A 19,463-nucleotide genomic window follows, 5' to 3' on the forward strand; every position below is an offset into this window, starting at 1 on the left:
ATCAATGAATGGGCGTGTAGCTCAGCGGGAGAGCACTACGTTGACATCGTAGGGGTCACAGGTTCAATCCCTGTCACGCCCACCAGATTCTTTTTCTTATTCTATAACTTGCTGTATTTATACATCTTTTTTACTGTGAGAGATGTCTGAATAAAGTTAAGGGAATAGGATTTTTTAACATTCTTCTACAAAGGTAGCATTTTTCTCTCTTTTTGATTCGCGAATTACTTCTGGTATTTGTTTGAATTTTTCTAAATCCTCTTGTGTAAAAATATCTATAAATCTAGAAAACATGCCAACAATTTCACGCCTCAACGGATCAGAAGTCTTGATTGTAAAACTTGTGCAACAAGCATCCGATTCTCTTCTCAAAATTTCTGCTACCTCTTGATCTAAACCATAAAGCTCTATGATCTTTTCCTCCAGTCCTACAGGAACAGATTTTTTGCCAATCTCTACAGAAGATAAAAATGCTACAGATATGTCTAATTTCTTAGCCATATCTAAGAGGCGTTCGGAGTGATCAATGCGAAGTTTCCGTAAAATTTTACCAAAAGATGTAACCATATAAAAAGTCCTATTAGAGAAGAAATATTTCTTCTGATTCTAACAAATCTTTTTATGATTTTCTTCAATTATTGCGAATCAAGAGTTCTTTTCGGGGTGTTTTTTTAGCCGTACCCGCTGTCCAAAGAGTCTCTAATTCTAAAAAGTCAAAATCCTTAAAGATCTCTCGAACCGCATCAAAATCATTTAGACTCAAGACAAATTTGCCTTGGATGCTTTTGAGAACTTTTGCCATACTCACAAAATCATCTTCAACAAAATTCCCAGAGCTGTAGCACTTCTTCTTTACAAGATAAGGCGGGTCTAAATAAAATAAACTGTCGGGTGCATCAAATAGCTCGACAACCAGTTCCCACGACAAATTTAAGATTGTTGTATCAAGAAGCTTCTGTCTAACACGCCGCATCCTTGATAACAGCTTATCGGGATTAAATGCTATAGGCTTTTTCCTTCCAAAGCTAAAAGAGACATAATCTTTTTTCCCATACATCACACAACGTTGGAGAAACAAAAAACGTGCGGCTCTTTCAACTTTGGAAAGGCTTTCTGGTTCAATCGCCGCAAGTTCAAAAAACAACTGTCTTGAACAAACAAACCATTCTAGTCGTTTGGCTAAATCATCAAAGTCATTTTGAACACATTGAAACAGGTTCGTAATCTCTCCATTCAGATCATTAATAACGGAATATTTTGCTGGTCTTTTATTTAGGAAAATAACACCAGAGCCTAAAAACGGTTCAACATAGGTTTCATGGTCAATATTATTTAAAATCGGTATAATTTTCTTACGCAGATAGTGTTTACCACCCATCCACGCAAACAATGTTTGTGTAAATTCTTGTTTCATCATATTTTTAAAGGAGAGATTTGATATCTAACTTTTTGTTATCCACTTTTTGAGGTGTGAGAAGCTATTCTCTACGGCGTCCACAAAACGGGAAAAATCTATTACAAACATAAAGACAATAAAGGCAATCAATTTCATGAGGCGTGACATCATCTTTAAACCTTGATAGATCTCTATCATCTCGTGAAGGAGCTGTTATTCTGTTTCTGTAAGACCTTTATCTTTGGTGCTTCGTTTCTTGACCATCTGTCCAACCACATAAATGTGCTCCCTGCTTGTTATGCTTCAAAATATCTCTTTCAAGATTTGAACTGATGACCGCAACATACTGATTATCCAAATAAATGGGCAAGCAGCCACCACAAGAAATAGACCTATTTGCCGCGCACCAAACGAGAAAGTTCAGAACGCACACCAGCATCACTTTTTTGATTAACTTCATTTTCTACCTCAAGACGTATTGTTGCTGTCTTTAAAGCATTCTCTGTTTGCTTTTTCCGTTCGCTTTTCTTGCTAAGGCGAAACGCCTTGGCTAAAGCCGCTGTAAAGCAAAAATTCTCGAGACAGATATCATTGGCTCTGGAACACCGATACCTCTTAATTTTTTCAAGAAAAAAAACAAAACGCGGCGTAACTTACACAATGTTTGGAAAAAAGAAATCTTGCCTCATGGTTTTATCAAGGGTGGGAGTTTTCCAAAGCGTGTTGATTAAAAAAAGATGAAGAATAATGTTTTTCAAAGGGTAGACGGAGGTAAATTCCTCATTGCAAAACAAGAAGGATCATCAATTGCTGGAGTGATGTCCAAGCCAGAAATCACAAATTCTATCGCACAATATGCCAGTGAAAGATTAACTAAAAACATACAGAGACAACTTGAACGTCAAGAATACGCTGCTAATAAGAAAGCTAAATAATGTTCTCAAGCTTTATCTACCTATCCCATATCCTTATAAGTTTATGCATTACACACTTTGATTGCAATTTTAAAAACAAATTATCACTTATGCTTTGTTTTTTTATAAAAAAGTCAATAAAATCAATATAAAAGATACTTCCCAGCGAGTTAGCTTCGTTACGGGGGCAGGCTGCGCAAACTATCGCTAGCGACAGAATTTTAAAATTAACTGTACATTGTACACTTAACTCATTGATAAATAATGATTTCAATATGCACACTGTACAATATATAATTATTTTGAGATGGAAATTATTTTTATTCTCGACATTATTGCGTCAATGTATATTTTCGAATCAAGTGCCTAAGAAACACCTTAAATCGATAGCGGATAGATTACCGACACAATCTCTTCTCCGCACATTAGGGACTTTGACTCATTATATGCTACATGCATATAATGGATTTGTCGGGTGTAGTTACGCTATACAATACTCTTTATGGGAAAGCGTAACGACGGACTATCGACCGCCTTTCTTAGCGCCCAGCATTCTTCTGGAATATCAATAAGAAACCTCTAATCGATAGGAGTTCACTATGAACACTCTTATAGAAATTAAAGAACGGGTTATTGATAGAGAAGCTGTTCAAACCATCAATGCTCGTGATTTGCATGCGTTTTTGGAAATTACATCAAAATTTGCAGACTGGATTAAAAATCGTATTAAAGAATGCAAATTTCGAGAAAATATAGACTTATAGTTTTTTCTAAAAATTTAGAAAAAGGTGGGCGTCCAAGCATGGAATATCACCTCACCTTAGACATGGCAAAATACCTTTCAATGATCGAGCGTAATGATAAAGGTCATCAAGTAAAAGAGTATTTTATCGAATGTAAAAAGCTTGCAAAACAAGTAGCGACACCGCAAATCGATTACTCCAAGCCCGAAGCATTACTTGGCGTCTTGAATCACCTACAAAATCAAATCGAACAGAAAGATAGCATCATCGCAGAATAGCACCCAAAGCAGACGCGCTTGAGGATTTAAAGCCTTCTGATGGTTTGTTCGGTCTTATTGAAGCGGAAAAATTCTTGAAGTACGACCAAAGGACTTAACAGATTACTTGTATAAACATGATTGGGTGTATGGCCGTGTTCCAAGTGGTCCATTATTACCCTATCAGGATAAAATCAAGAAAGGATTTATGGATTATCCTGCTATCACTATTCAAGGACCTGATGCTATAGAAAAGATACTGCCTTCAACAAAAATTACACCAAAAGGATTGGCATGTTTGAGAGAACAAATCTTTGGGGGTGTGCAATGAAGGTAGATACCAACTTTTATGTAATTTGTGAATGGCTTTGTTTCAGTTTGTCAATTGTGAATATGTAGATAACAAAAATTGTAGTACTCTAGTTGACATTATGGGTGTGGTAGAAAAAGCTTTGATTTTAAAACCTCAAGATGAAGTACCGAATATTACAAAGATTCTAGCAGTTCTTAAAGGCTTTGGAACTTCAGAACTCCCGCATAGCATGAATTCGTTATTGCAAGCTTATGCTCCTACTTTGGAGAGCCCTGTTGTGGAAGCTGCTTAGCTAAAAACATAACTCCCCTCTCCATTCTCAAAAATGGGGAGGTAGTTTAAAGATCAAGTTTTGAATGGGAGCCATTGAAAACTATGAGTTTCAACCTGGTCTTGTAAGTTCTCTTAATCTTTTTGAGGAAGTTGAAACCAGTACCACAGTGGTTGGTATTGAACGACGTGATAATACATTTTCGCTTATTCAAACCAGTGAACGTGGCGCACCTTTGGCAGAAGGTGATAGAGAGGGGCGTAATCTTCGGTTTTTCAAAACAACACGGATTGCCAAAAGTGATACCGTAAAATCAGAAGAAATCCAGAACCGTCGTGAATTTGGCACAGAAGATCAGTTAGAGACAGCAATGAAATATATTGCCAGAAAACAAAAGAAACTGATTTCTGAAATAGAATTGACATGGGAAAACATGCAACTTGGCGCTGTTCAAGGTGTTGTCCTTGATGCTGATGGCTCGGTGATTGTAGATTGGTACAAGGAATGGGAAATCACACCACCAAAGCCCATTGACTTTAAACTGAATGTTGAGACAACCAATGTTTCTGCCCCTGTTGATCGGGTCATTATGAGGATGATTGAGGCTTCAAAAGGAGCATTTTCTGATCGTTCACGGATTATTGGGCTTTGTGGAAATGAATTCTTTTCCAAGTTGAAAAACCATAAAACAATTCGGGAGACCTATTTAAACACAGCTTTAGCACAGACACTCAATAGCGCCGGAGGTGTTGCAACACCAAGCGCTCTTGGCGCGGGCAGCTTTGGCAGTTTTAACTTTGCAGGTGTCACTTTCATTAACTACCGGAGTATTCACAACTATAATGTGAGTGTGAAGGCTGTAACAAAGCGCGCCATAGGAATTAAGCCTGATGAATGTCAATTCTTTCCTGTTGATGCGCCTGGTGTATTTCAAAAAACCTTTTCCCCTAGTGAAAGCTTGGATTTTGCCAACACGGTCGGAAAACCTCTCTACACCATGTTGATCGTTGATCACGACCGTAATGCATGGGTAAAACCGGAGGTCTATAGTTATCCGCTTTACATTTGGACACGCCCTGAAATGCTGTTTAAAGCAGTGATTGGAGCAAAATAACATGCGATGGCACGAGCTGTTAAATCAAATGGTTAAAGATGTACGCAACACTTTTGGGCAGCCCATCATCTACACGCGAAAGAACAACCAGAAATCTTTTCGTATCACAGCGATTTACGGCATTAAGCATTCAGAATCGGACGCTGGTGGCAGAATCCCTACCACAATTGCAAGAAAGGAACTTGATCTTTGTATCAATGATATTGGGGGGGGGCCACCAAACCCTCAAGATAGTGTTATTGTGATGGATCCTGAAAACAGCAAAGCTCCCTCTTCCCAAGAGCACTTCACTGTCACAGATGTCCAAGCCTCAGAATCTAGTATGTATAAGCTTATCTTGCGGGAGATAAAAAATGGACGTATCTTTATCTTGTGTATTTAAAAAATTAATAAGGCTGCCCAAGAGCCCGAATTACTGCTACAAACCTTGGATTTGGAATGGCACTAAATCGGTAACTCCATGGTGAGCCAGTACGGTGACTGATGTGACATCTTTGATATGTTATAGTGACTGATGAAATTCCTGCCCAAGTAGTCCTTTCATTATCTTCAGGGCTTTCAAATACAATAGCTTGGTTTGTTACTAAAAGACGTCCTAAAGCTGGAGCCTTTTCGCCAATATTGAAGGTAACACGTTCTTGAACTCCCAACAGTTTTTCATTTTTTGCTAAACGATAATTATATTCACTTGCGTCAAGTTCTTGAAACATTTCACATGCTTCCTCAAAATTAGAGGGAGGAATATCTGATTGCCACAGAGCAACTTCTTGCTCAAAGTTTTTTTCCTTTTTCGCCTCACGATAGGCAATAATAACAAAAATTAAAACAATAAGAATGGGTACTAATAACCATGGTGTAATAGTTACTGTTACCACAATGCCTCCACTCAACAGAACACAAAGGAGAAAGATCTGTACCCTCTTTTCTAACCGTTTTTTTTCAAGTTCCGGCAACATTTTATTAACAACTGATAAATCAGAAGAAGGGTGGATATGGGGGGGAGGCATTAAAACCTGCTCTGAAACTTTTTCTTTAAAACGTTTTTTGCGTTTATCTTGCCAATGAACAAAAATAGACAAAGCAATAAATGCAAAGAAAATTAACCTGAACCATCCCCAAAAACCTAGACCATCATTTTCGTCTAACTTTTTGTCTTGAACATGAATACTTTGCTTATCAGTATTCTCAGGTAGTACCTGTTTCACGCTTTCATTTTGAGTAGCAACATATATTAATGAAGTCGAGGAGGAGGAAAAAATTTCATTATTGTATGTAACTTGATCTGGTTCAATTGTGTGAAAAAAAAACGCACCTAATATTGCAGAGCCGAGAAATAATAAAACTCCAATACCAAGAGTTTTCAGTCCGTTTTTCCGCCATTTTTTTATACACACTAAAACAAGTCCGACAACCATCGCTGGGAATGATAACAAGCATACGATCACCGCAATTGTATCAAGCGTATCGAGCATTATTTCCCCCTCCACTGTAAATAAAAAACTAAGCCGAAAAATTTAAAGTGAGTCGACAAATAAAGTAAAGATGTGCTTATAATTTTTAGAAAAAAGTGATATTGCTGCGTGACATTATTACAGCGATATGAATAATCGAATCAGGTGCCTAAGAAACACTTTAAAGCAACTAGCGAACGGATTGCTGGAGCAATATCTTCTCCGCCAATTAAAGCTTTGACTCGTTGTATGCTACACGCATATAATAACTTTGTCGGGTATAGTTACACTATACAAGACCCTTTACGGGGAAAATGTAACGAACGGGCTAGTTGCCCATGTTTCTTAGCACCCAGAGCTCTTTTAGAGTGTCATTAAGAAACATCTAACAACTAAAAGTCCTTTATGAATACCCTTATAGAAATTAAAGAACAAATTATTGAGCAGGATACAGTTCAAACGATAAATGCTCGTGAGTTGCATGTATTTTTGGAGATAAAATCCGATCTCATTGATAACTTGTGAGACGGCATCAAAAGCAAATGGTAAACCCTGTCTGAATGGTTTAGCGGCATGATAAGCAAATTAACCAGCTGGATGCCTAATTGGATGAAAAAAAGCTAGGCTTTAATGTTTCAATCAACAAAACTTCAACCCAGACCATTAAAACCTTTACCAATGAAACCAATGCACGGGCAAAAAAAATGCTGGATACAGTAGTGGTTACAAATACCACGCCTGAAAAACGCAAGAGTGGTTTTAATACAAGTGTCGTTGAAACAGGACAAATGCAGGCAACAAATAAAGTGGGTGCCTTTAAAGCTCCAAAGCCAATTACAGTTCATAAACCTGTTGAAGTAGACGCCAGTGTAACCATTGCAAATTTAAATGTTTCAGTACCAAATGGTCCAAGGACGAAATCAGAGACGCTGTCAATCAAGCACTTGAACGCTATGCAAAACAGCAACGTTTAGCCATAGCCTCTAGCCTTTCGGATTAAATACCATGATGTTAGCTTTAGGTAGTTTTATTTTTTCGATTGAAACAGCAGCTTACCAAACACTTGATATGTCTTATGGGGTTCCATAGGTGGAGCAAGGGCGATTGGGGAGAAAGGCTGCTCTTCAATTGCCAGCTGTTGCAAATGCGGAATTTTCTTTAGCAGGCGTGATTTATCCAGATTTCAAAGGTGGTCACAGACAGCTCGAATATTTGCGACAAATAGCGCATATGGGACCTCACATTCTTGTGACCGGTCAAGGCAAAATCTTAGGTAAGTTTATCATTCTTTCTGTAGAGGAAAAACAAAGCGTTTTTCATCATAACGGCACCCCCAAAAAACAAGAATTTACAATAAAATTGAGAGAATATGGTGAAGACCTATGAGTGACCTTTATATGACCAAAGATGGCGATATGGTGGATGCCATTTACTGGAAATACTATGCCAAAGGGGGTCAAACAAGCACTTGCTGTTGAACGCATCTATGCAGCGAATTTGGGGCTTGCAAACTATGGCCCCATTTTAAAAGCAGGTATCACGATACTCTTACCAACCATCCCCTATCCGAAAGCCACACCAGTGATCAGAATTTGGGGTAGCAAATCATGAAACCTTTTTGCATGGTTCTAGCAAATGGAGAAGACATCACCAAAACGCTCATGGATTATGTTTTATCAATTGAAATTACCGATGAAGCAGAAAACAAAAGTGATCGTATTACCATAGAGCTTGATGACCGCGCACGTAATAGTGATAACGGCTTTCTTGATATTCCTCTCATCGGGACAGTTATTTCCATAACACTTGGCTATGAAGGCGGGAAAAACCGCGATATGGGAGCCTATCTGATAGACGAAATCTCTGTAAGCAGCCCACCACAAAGCTTAAGTGTGACAGGGCGCGCCGCATCAATGAACACGTCTTACAGAACCCCAAAAAGCCAATCCTATCACCAGCAAACCCTTGGCAATATTGTTCAAGAGATAGCAGAGCGTAATGGCTATACACCAAAGGTTGATCCTTCTCTTGCAAAAATCGTTGTGCGTCACATTGACCAAACGGCTGAAAGCAATATGGCTTTTGCTACACGCCTTGCAGAAGAATATGATGCGGTAGCAAAGCCCGTTGATGGTAAACTTGTGCTCGCCAAACGGGGTGAAGGCAAAACCATCACCGGTGAAGCACTCCCTATTGTTGTTATTCATGAGAAACATTGCACCTCTTGGGATTTTAAATACAGTGCGCGGGATGAAGCAGGTGCAGCCAATGGCTTAGAAACGGATGTGGGAGACGACCAAAAAGCCGCGGCTGATGCACGAGAACCAGAAGAGATTGATGATGAAAACTTTATCCATATGGATGACAGTGACAGAGCACCATCATCATCTGAATCGGAAAAAGCAGAAACAACACCTGAGAAAGAAGAAGAAGACAAAGAGAAAAAAGGCGGTGTTCTTGCAACCTATCATGATATCCGCAGTGGTGAAAAAAAAGAAGTCAAAGTTGGTAATCCGCCGTTTCATGAACTCAAATACACCTACCATAACCAATCAGAGGCTGTTGCGGCCATTGCTGCTTATCGCAATAAATCATCACGCGGTAAGTCTTCTTTCTCATGTGATATCGGCGGTGATCCGTTTGTGCAAGCAGAAGCAAAGCTTGTTCAAGAGCCCCCTTTCCGCCCCTATATTCCAGCAGAATGGCGCATCAAGAGCGTTAAGCACAAACTTGATAAAACGGGTGGGTACACCACAAAAATAGAGTGCGAACTTTTTGACGAATCACAAGAAGATGCGGCTGGAAACGTTGCAAACACAACACCAGACAAGGATGATACCCTTGATCCAAACGCCCCACCAGACGCATGCGACGAAGGCGAAGGCGTCATCCATATGGATGAAGAGGATACATGAATAAAGCTATCTTATCCAATGATGATAAAAAGCATATTCATATCCGAAAAAAGAAATCCAATTTTTATTTTACTATTCCTAAAAATACAGCCAAACAACGTTCAATCTCTAGCATTTCCTTTGCTTGAAGAGAGCCAAAAATGGAACTCATTTTGTCACATCTTACTGTCATAATCTTATCAATCATTACTTGCGAAGGCTTTTGCAAACCATTTTTAGCGTTTGGCTGAATCGTAATGCGGAGTAATGGTGCATCAACAAGTGTACTTGTAATTGGTAAAACCGTCATGCTGGTATGTTCACTAAATTGATTAGCTTGAATGATCAATGCGGATCTTGGTTTACCAAAATCACCTTGTATCGCTATTGTTACCAGAGAACCACGCATCATTCTGTCCAACCATCAATATCCATTAAAGATTGATCCATAAACAACTGTATAGATGTATCAGCTTTATCCATTTTTGCTACTAAGCGACATTGGCGGCGACACTCTTCTGCAAAATTTGGCTGACGTGTATCTGGAACCCAAATCTGCATTAAGCGCAAACCTGCTTTTCTTTGCGCATTGCGATGTTTTTGAACCCGTTCATTAACGTGCATTGTACCCATAATAAAATCTCCATTATGTTTCATGTAACGTATAACACAGAAAAAAGTTACATGAAACGAGATTTTTAATAAAAGGCAATAATTGCAATTTTTAATATTCACTCATCCCCACCTTGTGTGGGGCTTTTTTTATGGAGAATCATATGCGAAAAATATCATCAGAAGGACTAGCACTTATCAAACAATGGGAAGGTTTGCGTTTGAACGCCTATAAAGATGCCATTGGGGTGTGGACAATAGGTTATGGACATACAAACAGTGCTGGAAAGCCTTTTATTTACGAAGGCATGACAATCACTGAAAAGCAAGCAGAAGAACTTCTTTGCCAAGATTTAAGACAATTTGAAAATGCCGTTGAACGCGCTGTTACAGTTTCATTAACAGATGAACAATTCGCGGCGTTAGTATCTTTTTGCTATAATGTAGAAACAGGAGCCTTTTGTAATTCGACACTGTTAAAAAAGCTCAATCAAGGTGAATATGAAGCTGTCCCTGCAGAGCTACAGAAATGGACCAAAGAAGGCGGGAAGCGTCTTGAAGGTCTAGCACACCGGGCGCGCAGCAGAAACAGGCTTATGGGCTAAAAGGGCTTATGTTTCCTCCAATTATCAAACAGTAGAAACGCAAGCACCAACGGGGGTTTTCAAAGCAGAAGCACTTGCACCGATTATTGGCTCTTGTTCTGGGCTTGGCGGCTTGTTAGCAGGCAATGGCCCCATCCAATGGGCTTTGGCCCCCATTATGGTCTTAGCCGCATGTGCTGGTATTTTCTTTGTTGCTAAACGCTTTCAGGAGCACCGTCTATGATCTTATGGATGAAAAGAAACTTGATGCTAACAGGTGCGGCTTTAGCCGCTTTTTTTATGATTTTAGCTAGAGCATTTACTCTTGGTAAAAAGAGTGATGCTGATGTGCGTGCTGCTCTCTCTGACTGGTTGCGCAACAAATAAATATGATTCTTCTTGTATTGGTTGGTTGCCAATTTATTTAAGCCGGTAAGATCTGAACGCCATCAGTTCAAACTTAGCAAGAGAGATCTTAAAGCACAATAATCTAGGTGAACGCTTGTATGGGGGGAAACATGGCTAGAAAAAAACAAAAGACGATACAGAAATTACAGAAGCAGAAAAAAATCCTTTAAAAAATCATCATGACCTACAAAAGTGTAAAAGTGATGTCGCATTATATAAAATGGATTGTACTCATTATACTCTTATTAGCCCTTGATTTTTCACGTATTATGAATGCATTAGTAAGTATTTTTACACAAAAACCAAATATCCGACTCTAAACATACTCTGAGACACGCGAAATTCTTTAGAAAATGGTTTCTTAATTTTGCACGTCTTGTGAATACGATAGATAATATCTTTGCGCATTTAAAATAGTGGTTCTCAAAGAATTCAAAAAATTATTAGAGAACGTTGGAGGAAACAGATGAGCTTTGTAAAAGTATGTTGGAAAATCCTATTCCCGAACTTTTGTTAATGTTCCCGAACTTTAAAAAAGATTACAAAGAATAAATACGTTATACATGGGTAAAAACTGGATGGTGATCCCGACAGGATTCGAACCTGTGACCCACGGCTTAGAAGGCCGTTGCTCTATCCAGCTGAGCTACGGGACCCAACTGATTATTTTCTCAATTCAAAATAGCATCTTTAATTCAATGTGTCCAAGAGTGCTGCCGATCACTGCGAAAATTATCAGAATAAGAAATAGCACGCCGAATCGACGTACGGTTCTTTTCTACACGGTAAGAGATAGCATTCTTACGCGCAAAAGCAATCGCTTCTTCCTTCCTATTAAATCTGATCCTTACCTGATTATTCATATCAGACGTTGCCGTGTACCCCATAAGAGGTTCAAGCATTTTTGCTTTCACCGGCTCATACTCTAGAATCCAAAAACCTGTATTCCCCTTACCTGACTGCATAGCTGTCTTAGCAGGACTATAAATACGTGCGATCATGCCTTTTTCCTTCAGATTACACAACGCTTGAATGATAGTTTTCCACCACACGTACCCAATTGGGTCATTCTCACACACTTAATCAAATATGGTCGGAGCGATAGGATTCGAACCTACGACCCCCTGATCCCAAATCAGGTGCGCTACCAGGCTGCGCTACGCTCCGCCATTTACATTTACTTGATGCACATTTCCTAAAATTTTCACAACAGAAGTGCAAGAGAAAAACACACTTTTTTTTAATTTTGTTGCATTTCTTTACAAAAAAGCACGTTTTAAAAATTTTTTCCCTACTCAATAACATATTTATTGACAAATAATAGAAAACAACCTCCGTAAAGAATCCAATCTATATTAAAAAATAATGAATTTCTCTGTAAGGTTTTCATAATTTTCATCCTGCTTTAAGCAAACTCTCACTGTATCAAAACGCATTCTACAGATACAATTTTAGAAAAAAACGACTTAAATATCATAGAAAAACTTTCCAAAAGAGAACACAAGCCAAAAAGTCAGCTGTATTAAGTTTTTTCCCCTCTTTTTCTATCTTGCAAAGAACTCTTTTATTAAAAATTCTAGAATCTTCTACAATCCAAATCCATAAACAACAAACATTTTTTCAAAGCACGAAAGTTCCATTATAAATAAAATAAAGCGCTTTTTTAGAAAAATTTTTAAATGCAAAGATGGAAAGAATTCAACATCATACAATAAAATCTCAAAGCTATTTAAGATAAACACATGACTAAAGTAAAAAATACTATTTTTCACTCTTAACAGATATCAAAAAAGAAGAAAATTTAAATGACTTGTCTTGCCACATATTGAAACGATAATAGAAAGACAGAATAAGTAAGCCATGATAGGGAGTATTTACGGATTTTTTCTATTCAAAACTTCAGCAATAACAGCACGTGTTATTTTTCTTTTTCTTTGTAATGCCAACTGATCAACAGAATCAATAACACGCTTCAATGAAAATAAAGAACGTTCACAACGACTTACAAGATAATAAACCGTGTCTGGATGTACAATAAGTTGCCTATCGGAAAAAAGCTTAAATGCAACAGCTGTTAATAATGCATCATCAGGCTGATTAATTTCAACGAACATCACCGAATTAAGACGACTTTTTAGATCATTTAACTTTAAATTCCAAGCGGAAGGAAGTGTCCGTGCCGTCATCAATAAAGTAGCTTGTCGTGCATCAAGATTTGCTTGCTTAATACTGTTAATTAAATGAAAAAGTTCTGTCTCATTAATTTCACCTGCATCAATATCCTCTATTAAAAATGATCTGCCTAAAGAAGCCATAGTAACAGCCTGATCAATTTCATTGTGCTGAATCCTGAAAGCATCTGCTTTTTGGAGCCATATATTAGAAAAGTGTGTTTTTCCAGATCCTTCTTTTCCAACCAAAACTGCAATAGGTAAGCTCCAATTGGGCCAATGATCAATAAGCTGAAAAGCCATACGATTGCTTTCCGTTACCACTAAATCCTCAAATTGAAAAATCGGATCATAAGGAAAATTTAAAGATAATTGCGTTTCACGCCCATTCATTTTAGCGGCTCCGAATTTCCCCTTCGCGAATACATCTGAGAACTAAGATAAGTATGAAGAGCAAAACGAACTAAAACGCCAACAGCCGCCGCCGCAGGAACAGCAACAAGCATACCAGTAAAACCAAAGAGTGAAGAAAAAGCAAAAAGTGAAAACATCAACCATACGGGATGTAATCCCACTGATGAACCTACAAGCTTGGGTTGAAGAATATAACCTTCAATAAATTGACCAATTAAAAAAAGTGCCATCACAACGATGATTCCTCCCCAATTATTGGGATAAAACTGGACCCATGCAATACCAACAGAAAGGACCAAACCACTCATTGTGCCGATATAAGGAACAAAGCTAATAAGACCAATAAACATACCAATCAAAAGACCAAAATTGAGTCCTGCAATCGTTAAACCAATAGCATAATAGCCTCCCAATATGAGACAAACTGTTCCTTGTCCACGAACAAAGCCTGCAATAGCTCTATCCATTTCATGAAAAATACTCCGAACGGTTTCAAGATGATCACGCGGTATTAACGAATCAATTGCTGTTACCATACGCGGCCAATCTAATAACATATAAAATGCCACCACAGGTGCCACAACAAATAGGCTAACGATATTAACGATAGATTTTCCTGACTTTAAAAGTGAGTTCAAAAGAGACGTAATAAAATCAGAACCTTCTCCCAAAAATCCTTTAATATTATTCCGTAATTCATTTGGATCACTTCCAAAATAGCGCCTTATCCAATCAAAATCATGCTCAACAAAAAAGGTTTGAATACGATTAATATAAACAGGTAAACCATCACTCATAAATTGCTGTATTTGCCAACTAATAACAGGAATCAAAATAACTAAAGCAGCAACAAAGGTAATAACAATAAATAAGGTAATGAGGACAGTCCCAAACACACGGCGAATACCAAATTTTTCAAGTAATTGAACAATGGGATTGAGAAAATAAGCCAGCACAATCCCTGCCACAAAAGGAAGCAAAATCGATCCAAAAACAAACATAAAAAAAATGAAAAAAATCAGCGTACCAAGCCAAAAAAAGATTTGCCTTTTCATATTATTCGGCAACGGTAATTGAGTATACGCTGGCACATAAGTCTTATAACGATCACGAGATGCATTCTCACTCACTTTCTTTCTCATAAGTTGCCAAGAAGACTGACCGTGATTATCTGATATCTTGCTCATAGAATATCCTAAAAAATTCTTCACAAAAAATTATAAACATCTTCAAAATAAGGTACAAGCAAAGTTGCTTATTTTCTTATCAATATCTCTTGCAGAGAGAACTCTATCATGGCATTGCATAATATCAAAACTCGATTTTCCATTAAAGGAAGGCTCCAATGAGCAATCAAGATCTTACAAATAATAAATCCAAAGTTGGTCTTACCTACGCAAAAGCCGGTGTAAACATCGATATGGGTAATGCCATGGTAGAAAAAATTAAACCCTTTATACGCGCGACAAAACGAGCCGGAGCAGATGCAGAAATTGGCGGTTTTGGTGGACTTTTTGATTTAAAAGCAGCTGGCTTTACGGATCCTATCCTAGTAGCAGCCAATGATGGTGTGGGAACAAAATTAAAAATTGCCATTGAAGTAGGTCACCATAGCACTGTAGGCATTGATCTTGTAGCTATGTGTGTCAATGATTTACTCGTACAAGGGGCTGAACCTCTCTTTTTTCTGGATTATTTTGCAACTGGAAAGCTTGACCCTGAACAAGGTGCTACGATCGTTTCTGGTATTGCAGAAGGATGTAAACAAGCCGGTGCTGCTCTTATTGGAGGAGAAACTGCAGAAATGCCAGGAATGTATGCAGAGGGAGATTATGATCTAGCCGGTTTTGCTGTAGGAGCATGCGAACGCAGCAAGCTACTCCCTTCAAAAGATTTAACAGAAGGGGATATTATATTAGGTCTAAGCGCCTCTGGAATTCATTCCAATGGCTTTTCGCTTGTTCGACGAATCATCCAGCAACATGATCTCAAATGGGATGACCCTGCCCCTTTTGCCCCCGAAAACAGCCTTGGTATAGCACTTCTTACACCAACACGCATTTATGTAAAATCGCTTCTTCCCATCATGCAAAAATACGAAGGAATTAAAGCTCTTGCTCATATTACGGGTGGAGGCTTTCCTGAAAATATTCCACGTGTTGTTCCATCTTCTCTCTGCGCTGAAATTAATCTTTCTACCATCAATGTTCCAGCAGTATTTTCATGGATTGCCAAACAAGGTAAAATAGAAGAAACAGAAATGTTAAGAACATTCAATTGTGGTATTGGCATGATCATTATCGTAGCACAACATGCAGCTGAAACAATTACGCAAGCTCTTGAAAGAAAAGGAGAGAGTGTAACTCCTCTTGGCATTTTAACAAAACGCCAAGATCAAAATAAAGGAATACTTTATAAAGGGGTACTGCATTTATGAAACAGCAAATCGTCGTTTTCATTTCTGGTAATGGATCCAATATGGTCGCCCTTGCTCAAGCTAGTCAACAAAAGGAATATCCTGCTGAAATCGTCGCGGTTATTTGCGATAATCCGCGTGCAAACGGTATTGAAAAGGCGCAAAACCATAACTTACCTATTCATATTGTTGATCGCAAAATTTACAAAACAAAAGAAGAGCATGAAGAAAGTATTTTTACGATTTTAGATCAATATAAACCGGATTTTCTCTGCTTTGCAGGATATATGCGCCTTATCTCACCACGTTTTGTAAAACTTTACGAAGGACGAATTTTAAACATTCATCCTTCTCTTTTGCCTTCATTTAAAGGCTTAAACACACATGAAAAAGCTTTACAAGCAGGCGTAAAAATCACGGGTTGCACTGTTCACCTTGTTACAGAAGACATGGATGCAGGAAAAATCCTTGCCCAAGCAGCCGTTCCAGTCTATCCTCATGATACTGCTGAGAGCTTAGCACAAAGAGTTCTTAAAGCAGAACATAAACTCTACCCCGAAGCCTTAAAAGCATTTATTGAAGGGAAGAGCAAAATGGTAGATACGCAGCAACAGCTTTTATCTTTTTGAGTGTATCAACAATCTATTAATCAGCATTTTTCAATGTTTTACACATAATTTGTGCTCAGTATCTATAATTGAAAATCTCTATTAAATGTTGACGTAATAGAGCCTATCTTTTCATAAATTTTTGCACAGAATGTGTGATTTTTTTGAATTTTAATTAAATTTTCAAATTCTTCTTTTTTATTCAGTTCTATGACATTATCACAAGCTCTATTTATCAAAATACTCTCGTATTTTGCCTAAAAAATCTTAAATACGCAATTTTTCTATTGCATAAATTTTTGCCTCATGATGAAAGTGTTTCTTTAACTGTTAGAGCTAACTGTTTGAGTGTAAAAGGTTTAGATAAAAAACCAAAAACAGCATCTTGTGGAAGATTTTTAGCAAAAGCATCTTTTGCATATCCAGAAACGAAAAGAAATTTGATATCAGGATAGTTTTTACGTACTTCCTTCAATAAAGTGGGCCCATCCATTTCTGGCATCACCACGTCGGAAACAATAATATCAACAGCTCCTTTTTGTTCCTCAAGAATAGAAAGTGCTTCCACCCCACTCGCTGCCTCTAAAACCGTATATCCCCTCATTTGAAGAGCTCTTACCCCCCCCATTCTAACCGCATCTTCATCTTCAACCAATAAAACAGTTGCAGATCCTGTTAAGTCTATATTTTTATCTTTCTCTTCATCTTTTTCAATTTTTTGAGAAGTTTCTCCTTTTATATTGGGGATATAACGGGGAAGAAAAATATGAAATGTTGCTCCTTCACCTTCTTTACTTTCACAATAAATGTACCCACCACTCTGCTTGATAATTCCATAAACCATTGATAAACCAAGTCCAGTTCCTTTTCCAACTTCTTTTGTTGTAAAAAATGGCTCAAACATTTTTTCTTGTATAGCAGCAGATATACCAGCCCCTGTATCTGAAATAGTCAATTGTACATACTCACCAATTGCTAAACCAAGATGATTAAATTCAGCACTTTGTTGCTTTGTAATATTGTTTGTCGCAATCGTAACAATACCTCCATCTAACATGGCATCACGCGCATTAATAACCAAATTCATAATAACACGCTGAAAAGATGCTTGATCAACTTCAACGCTCCACAAATCTCTTCCATGGATAATTTTTAACTGAATATTATTTCCCAAAAGTGGTACAATAAGATTGCGAATATCTGATAAAAATTCAGTAAAATCAACTTCTTCAGGTCGAAGTGTTTGCTTTCTAGAAAAAGCTAATAATTGCTGTACAAGAGCAGCTGCACGATTAGCATTATTTTTAATATTGATCAGATCAGCATGAGCCGGATCAGAACTACGATGCGTATTTAAAAGAAGATCACACGACATTAAAATTGCTGTTAAAACATTATTAAAATCATGAGCAATGCCGCCAGCCAATTGTCCAACAGCTTGCATCTTCTGACTTTGCATCATTTTATCTTCAAGCGTTTTTTGTTCGGTTGTTTCAATCACAGAGATAATAAGCAAATCTTGCAATGCATCACCATGATAAGGCGGTACAGACATAATATGGAGCCGTAAATGGCATTCTTCATTTTTTTCTAAAACAGTTTCTAGAGAAACAACATAATTTTTATTTGTCGCAATTCTCTGAAAAGAACGTTCTAACTGCACACAATCACGACGAGAAATAACATCATAAAAATTAACAGCTTTGTCCGTACATCCCGTGAGTGATGAAAAAGCTTTATTCATATGAACCAATTGCCCTTCATGATCCACCACAGCTATTGCAAAAGGACTCGCATCAAAATATTCTCCTAATATAGTGGGTAATTTTAATTGGTCGTCCTCTTCTTTTTGTATTTGTTGTGGAATGATCACAATACGATAAACGGCTTCCTCTTCTAAGAGAGAAGAAACAGAGATAAGACAATGGAATATTTTCTCACAAGTCGCTTGTGAATTTAAACATAACGAAAACTTATAAGGTAAAGAATAGCCTGAACTTTGATATCTGTTGGTTTGCAAACAGATATCACTCCATGAGCTCTTAGCGCCAACGCTATCAAATAACGAATCAAAATTATATTGACCAACTGAGAAACTCGCTAAATCAATTGAAAACCATTCGGCAAAAACCGCATTAGCATAAAGAATAGTTCCTTGTGTATTAACTGATACAAAACCAATAGGAGCTTGATCCAAGTGATTGATAGCTTCTTGAAGGTTCGAGAAAAAAACTTCTCGCGTTTGTTGTAAATGCGAAATATCAGCAATACGCCAAAATAAAAGCTTTTTTTTCTGTTTTGTGATAGGTTGAACGGAAATATTATACCAAACAGATTTTTTTGGTGTAGAATCGGTAAAAATTGGTTGTTCTACTCTTAATTCCTCTTGTGCTGCAAGATTATTACAGGCTGCAACCTTTAAACGGTACGAAAGTGCACCAGCTCCTGGAAGATCAGCAATAACCATATAACAAGACACTTCAGGCTTATAGGTCAGAATTTTTCGATAGTTTTGATTAGAATAATAAACAAAACCAGAAAGGTCAGAGATTACAATTGCATCATCGCTCCCATTAAAGATGCTAAAATCAAAATCTTCATGCGACCACACATGGTATCTTAAAATTCCCATTCCACACAAAACAAGTGTTGCAACGCCGATAATTGCTAGAATCAAAAAAGATATCAATATAGCCTTTTGCAAATAGCTTTGCGGATAAAAAAAACCTAAAATACCCACAATGAAAAGAGAAACTAATATAAAAACAGTACTAAAAATCACAACTCTTCGATGAACAGAAGACGCTGATCTTTTATTATTATCAAAACCTTTATCCATCTCTCATTGCCTTAGATTTAGCTGTTTCTTATATCACAAAACTTCCTTTATATTCATT

Annotated in this window: 16 protein-coding genes, 3 tRNA genes and 10 pseudogenes; 16 read left to right on the forward strand and 13 right to left on the reverse strand. The window is 37.6% G+C overall.

Translation table 11 applies throughout. The features are described from left to right. Positions 1 to 10: 10 nt before the first annotated feature. Positions 11 to 85 (forward strand) — tRNA-Val (locus ACFIJ8_RS03475). An 89-nt stretch (positions 86 to 174) separates the two neighbouring features. On the opposite strand, the gene ACFIJ8_RS03480 is transcribed toward ACFIJ8_RS03475, so the two are convergent. From ACFIJ8_RS03480 to ACFIJ8_RS03495, 4 genes and pseudogenes are all read right to left on the reverse strand, one after another. Further along, positions 175 to 567, reverse strand: a complete 393-nt coding sequence (locus ACFIJ8_RS03480; protein WP_375639010.1) for a helix-turn-helix domain-containing protein — start codon at positions 565 to 567, stop codon at positions 175 to 177. Positions 568 to 631: 64 nt separating this feature from the next. Next, entirely contained in the window at positions 632 to 1,417 is a 786-nt protein-coding gene (locus ACFIJ8_RS03485; RefSeq protein WP_375639011.1) for a DNA adenine methylase, read from the reverse strand. A 24-nt stretch (positions 1,418 to 1,441) separates the two neighbouring features. Then, positions 1,442 to 1,672: pseudogene (locus ACFIJ8_RS03490) on the reverse strand (hypothetical protein). A gap of 116 nt (positions 1,673 to 1,788) precedes the next feature. Continuing rightward, positions 1,789 to 2,016: a hypothetical protein gene (locus ACFIJ8_RS03495; protein ID WP_375628497.1), complete on the reverse strand. Its 228-nt coding sequence runs from the start codon at positions 2,014 to 2,016 to the stop codon at positions 1,789 to 1,791. On the opposite strand from ACFIJ8_RS03495, the pseudogene ACFIJ8_RS03500 reads away from it, so the two are divergent. The 5 genes and pseudogenes from ACFIJ8_RS03500 to ACFIJ8_RS03520 all read left to right on the forward strand — a co-directional run. Next, a pseudogene (locus ACFIJ8_RS03500) lies at positions 1,954 to 2,331 on the forward strand (hypothetical protein); the annotation flags it as partial. The gene ACFIJ8_RS03495 and the pseudogene ACFIJ8_RS03500 sit on opposite strands and share 63 nt — an antisense overlap. Positions 2,332 to 2,909: 578 nt before the next feature. Then, positions 2,910 to 3,641: pseudogene (locus ACFIJ8_RS03505) on the forward strand (antA/AntB antirepressor family protein). After that, positions 3,638 to 3,915 (forward strand): annotated as a pseudogene (locus ACFIJ8_RS03510) (hypothetical protein). The pseudogenes ACFIJ8_RS03505 and ACFIJ8_RS03510 overlap by 4 nt, the downstream one beginning before the upstream one ends. Before the next feature lie 64 nt (positions 3,916 to 3,979). After that, positions 3,980 to 5,008 (forward strand): major capsid protein, encoded by a 1,029-nt coding sequence (locus ACFIJ8_RS03515; protein ID WP_375639012.1) that lies wholly within the window; start codon positions 3,980 to 3,982, stop codon positions 5,006 to 5,008. 1 nt (position 5,009) lies between these two features. After that, positions 5,010 to 5,390 carry a hypothetical protein gene (locus tag ACFIJ8_RS03520; protein WP_375639013.1) on the forward strand — a complete coding sequence of 127 codons (381 nt, stop codon included), beginning with the start codon at positions 5,010 to 5,012 and terminating at the stop codon, positions 5,388 to 5,390. 4 nt (positions 5,391 to 5,394) lie between these two features. On the opposite strand, the gene ACFIJ8_RS03525 is transcribed toward ACFIJ8_RS03520, so the two are convergent. After that, positions 5,395 to 6,480: a hypothetical protein gene (locus ACFIJ8_RS03525; RefSeq protein ID WP_375639014.1), complete on the reverse strand. Its 1,086-nt coding sequence runs from the start codon at positions 6,478 to 6,480 to the stop codon at positions 5,395 to 5,397. A gap of 384 nt (positions 6,481 to 6,864) precedes the next feature. Between ACFIJ8_RS03525 and ACFIJ8_RS03530 the strand changes: the two are divergent. The 5 genes and pseudogenes from ACFIJ8_RS03530 to ACFIJ8_RS03550 all read left to right on the forward strand — a co-directional run. After that, positions 6,865 to 6,975: pseudogene (locus ACFIJ8_RS03530) on the forward strand (phage antirepressor Ant); the annotation flags it as partial. A 9-nt stretch (positions 6,976 to 6,984) separates the two neighbouring features. Continuing rightward, positions 6,985 to 7,459: pseudogene (locus tag ACFIJ8_RS03535) on the forward strand (phage tail protein); the annotation flags it as partial. A gap of 5 nt (positions 7,460 to 7,464) precedes the next feature. Further along, positions 7,465 to 7,845: pseudogene (locus ACFIJ8_RS03540) on the forward strand (phage tail protein). Continuing rightward, positions 7,842 to 8,070 (forward strand): annotated as a pseudogene (locus ACFIJ8_RS03545) (tail protein X). Before ACFIJ8_RS03540 ends, ACFIJ8_RS03545 begins: the two co-directional pseudogenes overlap by 4 nt. Next, entirely contained in the window at positions 8,067 to 9,374 is a 1,308-nt protein-coding gene (locus ACFIJ8_RS03550; protein ID WP_375639015.1) for a contractile injection system protein, VgrG/Pvc8 family, read from the forward strand. Before ACFIJ8_RS03545 ends, ACFIJ8_RS03550 begins: the two are co-directional and overlap by 4 nt. Before the next feature lie 64 nt (positions 9,375 to 9,438). Here ACFIJ8_RS03550 and ACFIJ8_RS03555 read toward each other — a convergent pair whose 3' ends face one another. Continuing rightward, the gene (locus ACFIJ8_RS03555; RefSeq protein ID WP_375639060.1) at positions 9,439 to 9,762 is read right to left on the reverse strand and encodes a type II toxin-antitoxin system PemK/MazF family toxin; all 324 of its coding nucleotides are present in this window, start codon (positions 9,760 to 9,762) and stop codon (positions 9,439 to 9,441) included. Continuing rightward, positions 9,762 to 9,986, reverse strand: a complete 225-nt coding sequence (locus ACFIJ8_RS03560; RefSeq protein ID WP_375639016.1) for an antitoxin MazE family protein — start codon at positions 9,984 to 9,986, stop codon at positions 9,762 to 9,764. The genes ACFIJ8_RS03555 and ACFIJ8_RS03560 overlap by 1 nt, the downstream gene beginning before the upstream one ends. 143 nt (positions 9,987 to 10,129) lie before the next feature. Here ACFIJ8_RS03560 and ACFIJ8_RS03565 point away from each other — a divergent pair. The 3 genes and pseudogenes from ACFIJ8_RS03565 (at position 10,130) to ACFIJ8_RS03575 (ending at position 11,277) form a co-directional block, all read left to right on the forward strand. After that, positions 10,130 to 10,793: pseudogene (locus tag ACFIJ8_RS03565) on the forward strand (lysozyme). Continuing rightward, on the forward strand, positions 10,790 to 10,936 hold the full coding sequence (locus ACFIJ8_RS03570; protein WP_375639017.1) for a hypothetical protein: 147 nt from the start codon (positions 10,790 to 10,792) through the stop codon (positions 10,934 to 10,936). The pseudogene ACFIJ8_RS03565 and the gene ACFIJ8_RS03570 overlap by 4 nt, the downstream one beginning before the upstream one ends. 119 nt (positions 10,937 to 11,055) lie before the next feature. Continuing rightward, positions 11,056 to 11,277, forward strand: a pseudogene (locus tag ACFIJ8_RS03575) (hypothetical protein). Between the two features lie 259 nt (positions 11,278 to 11,536). On the opposite strand, the gene ACFIJ8_RS03580 reads toward ACFIJ8_RS03575, so the two are convergent. The 5 genes from ACFIJ8_RS03580 to ACFIJ8_RS03600 form a co-directional block, all read right to left on the reverse strand. Further along, a tRNA-Arg gene (locus tag ACFIJ8_RS03580) sits at positions 11,537 to 11,613 on the reverse strand. A 39-nt stretch (positions 11,614 to 11,652) separates the two neighbouring features. Then, a complete protein-coding gene (locus tag ACFIJ8_RS03585; protein WP_273788176.1) occupies positions 11,653 to 11,958 on the reverse strand; it encodes an ETC complex I subunit in 306 nt (101 codons plus the stop codon). A gap of 89 nt (positions 11,959 to 12,047) precedes the next feature. After that, positions 12,048 to 12,124 (reverse strand) — tRNA-Pro (locus ACFIJ8_RS03590). Positions 12,125 to 12,831: 707 nt separating this feature from the next. Beyond that, positions 12,832 to 13,521, reverse strand: coding sequence for a DnaA regulatory inactivator HdaA (gene hdaA / locus ACFIJ8_RS03595; protein WP_375629382.1), 690 nt, complete (start codon positions 13,519 to 13,521; stop codon positions 12,832 to 12,834). Beyond that, complete coding sequence (locus ACFIJ8_RS03600) at positions 13,518 to 14,729, reverse strand: AI-2E family transporter (protein ID WP_273788178.1); 1,212 nt, start codon at positions 14,727 to 14,729, stop codon at positions 13,518 to 13,520. The genes hdaA and ACFIJ8_RS03600 overlap by 4 nt, the downstream gene beginning before the upstream one ends. 158 nt (positions 14,730 to 14,887) lie before the next feature. On the opposite strand from ACFIJ8_RS03600, the gene purM reads away from it, so the two are divergent. Together purM and purN are read left to right on the forward strand one after the other, a co-directional pair. Then, positions 14,888 to 15,979 carry a phosphoribosylformylglycinamidine cyclo-ligase gene (gene purM, locus ACFIJ8_RS03605; RefSeq protein ID WP_375639018.1) on the forward strand — a complete coding sequence of 364 codons (1,092 nt, stop codon included), beginning with the start codon at positions 14,888 to 14,890 and terminating at the stop codon, positions 15,977 to 15,979. Beyond that, a complete protein-coding gene (gene purN / locus ACFIJ8_RS03610; RefSeq protein WP_273788180.1) occupies positions 15,976 to 16,587 on the forward strand; it encodes a phosphoribosylglycinamide formyltransferase in 612 nt (203 codons plus the stop codon). The genes purM and purN overlap by 4 nt, the downstream gene beginning before the upstream one ends. 283 nt (positions 16,588 to 16,870) lie before the next feature. On the opposite strand, the gene ACFIJ8_RS03615 is transcribed toward purN, so the two are convergent. After that, positions 16,871 to 19,405, reverse strand: coding sequence for a response regulator (locus ACFIJ8_RS03615; protein ID WP_375639019.1), 2,535 nt, complete (start codon positions 19,403 to 19,405; stop codon positions 16,871 to 16,873). Positions 19,406 to 19,463 lie beyond the last annotated feature (58 nt).

It is taken from the genome of Bartonella sp. MF74HXZ, assembly GCF_042194445.1.
GTDB classification, from domain to species: domain Bacteria; phylum Pseudomonadota; class Alphaproteobacteria; order Rhizobiales; family Rhizobiaceae; genus Bartonella; species Bartonella grahamii.

What these genes read in the sequence shown, in the direction of transcription:
- ACFIJ8_RS03515 (WP_375639012.1), top strand. Translation starts at nt 3,980, where the DNA reads ATGGGAGCCATTGAAAACTATGAGTTTCAACCTGGTCTTGTAAGTTCT.
- ACFIJ8_RS03585 (WP_273788176.1), bottom strand. Translation starts at nt 11,958, where the DNA reads ATGATCGCACGTATTTATAGTCCTGCTAAGACAGCTATGCAGTCAGGT.
- ACFIJ8_RS03480 (WP_375639010.1), bottom strand. Translation starts at nt 567, where the DNA reads ATGGTTACATCTTTTGGTAAAATTTTACGGAAACTTCGCATTGATCAC.
- ACFIJ8_RS03615 (WP_375639019.1), bottom strand. Translation starts at nt 19,405, where the DNA reads ATGGATAAAGGTTTTGATAATAATAAAAGATCAGCGTCTTCTGTTCAT.
- ACFIJ8_RS03525 (WP_375639014.1), bottom strand. Translation starts at nt 6,480, where the DNA reads ATGCTCGATACGCTTGATACAATTGCGGTGATCGTATGCTTGTTATCA.
- ACFIJ8_RS03520 (WP_375639013.1), top strand. Translation starts at nt 5,010, where the DNA reads ATGCGATGGCACGAGCTGTTAAATCAAATGGTTAAAGATGTACGCAAC.
- ACFIJ8_RS03560 (WP_375639016.1), bottom strand. Translation starts at nt 9,986, where the DNA reads ATGGGTACAATGCACGTTAATGAACGGGTTCAAAAACATCGCAATGCG.
- ACFIJ8_RS03555 (WP_375639060.1), bottom strand. Translation starts at nt 9,762, where the DNA reads ATGCGTGGTTCTCTGGTAACAATAGCGATACAAGGTGATTTTGGTAAA.
- ACFIJ8_RS03570 (WP_375639017.1), top strand. Translation starts at nt 10,790, where the DNA reads ATGATCTTATGGATGAAAAGAAACTTGATGCTAACAGGTGCGGCTTTA.
- hdaA (WP_375629382.1), bottom strand. Translation starts at nt 13,521, where the DNA reads ATGAATGGGCGTGAAACGCAATTATCTTTAAATTTTCCTTATGATCCG.
- ACFIJ8_RS03600 (WP_273788178.1), bottom strand. Translation starts at nt 14,729, where the DNA reads ATGAGCAAGATATCAGATAATCACGGTCAGTCTTCTTGGCAACTTATG.
- ACFIJ8_RS03550 (WP_375639015.1), top strand. Translation starts at nt 8,067, where the DNA reads ATGAAACCTTTTTGCATGGTTCTAGCAAATGGAGAAGACATCACCAAA.
- ACFIJ8_RS03485 (WP_375639011.1), bottom strand. Translation starts at nt 1,417, where the DNA reads ATGATGAAACAAGAATTTACACAAACATTGTTTGCGTGGATGGGTGGT.
- purM (WP_375639018.1), top strand. Translation starts at nt 14,888, where the DNA reads ATGAGCAATCAAGATCTTACAAATAATAAATCCAAAGTTGGTCTTACC.
- purN (WP_273788180.1), top strand. Translation starts at nt 15,976, where the DNA reads ATGAAACAGCAAATCGTCGTTTTCATTTCTGGTAATGGATCCAATATG.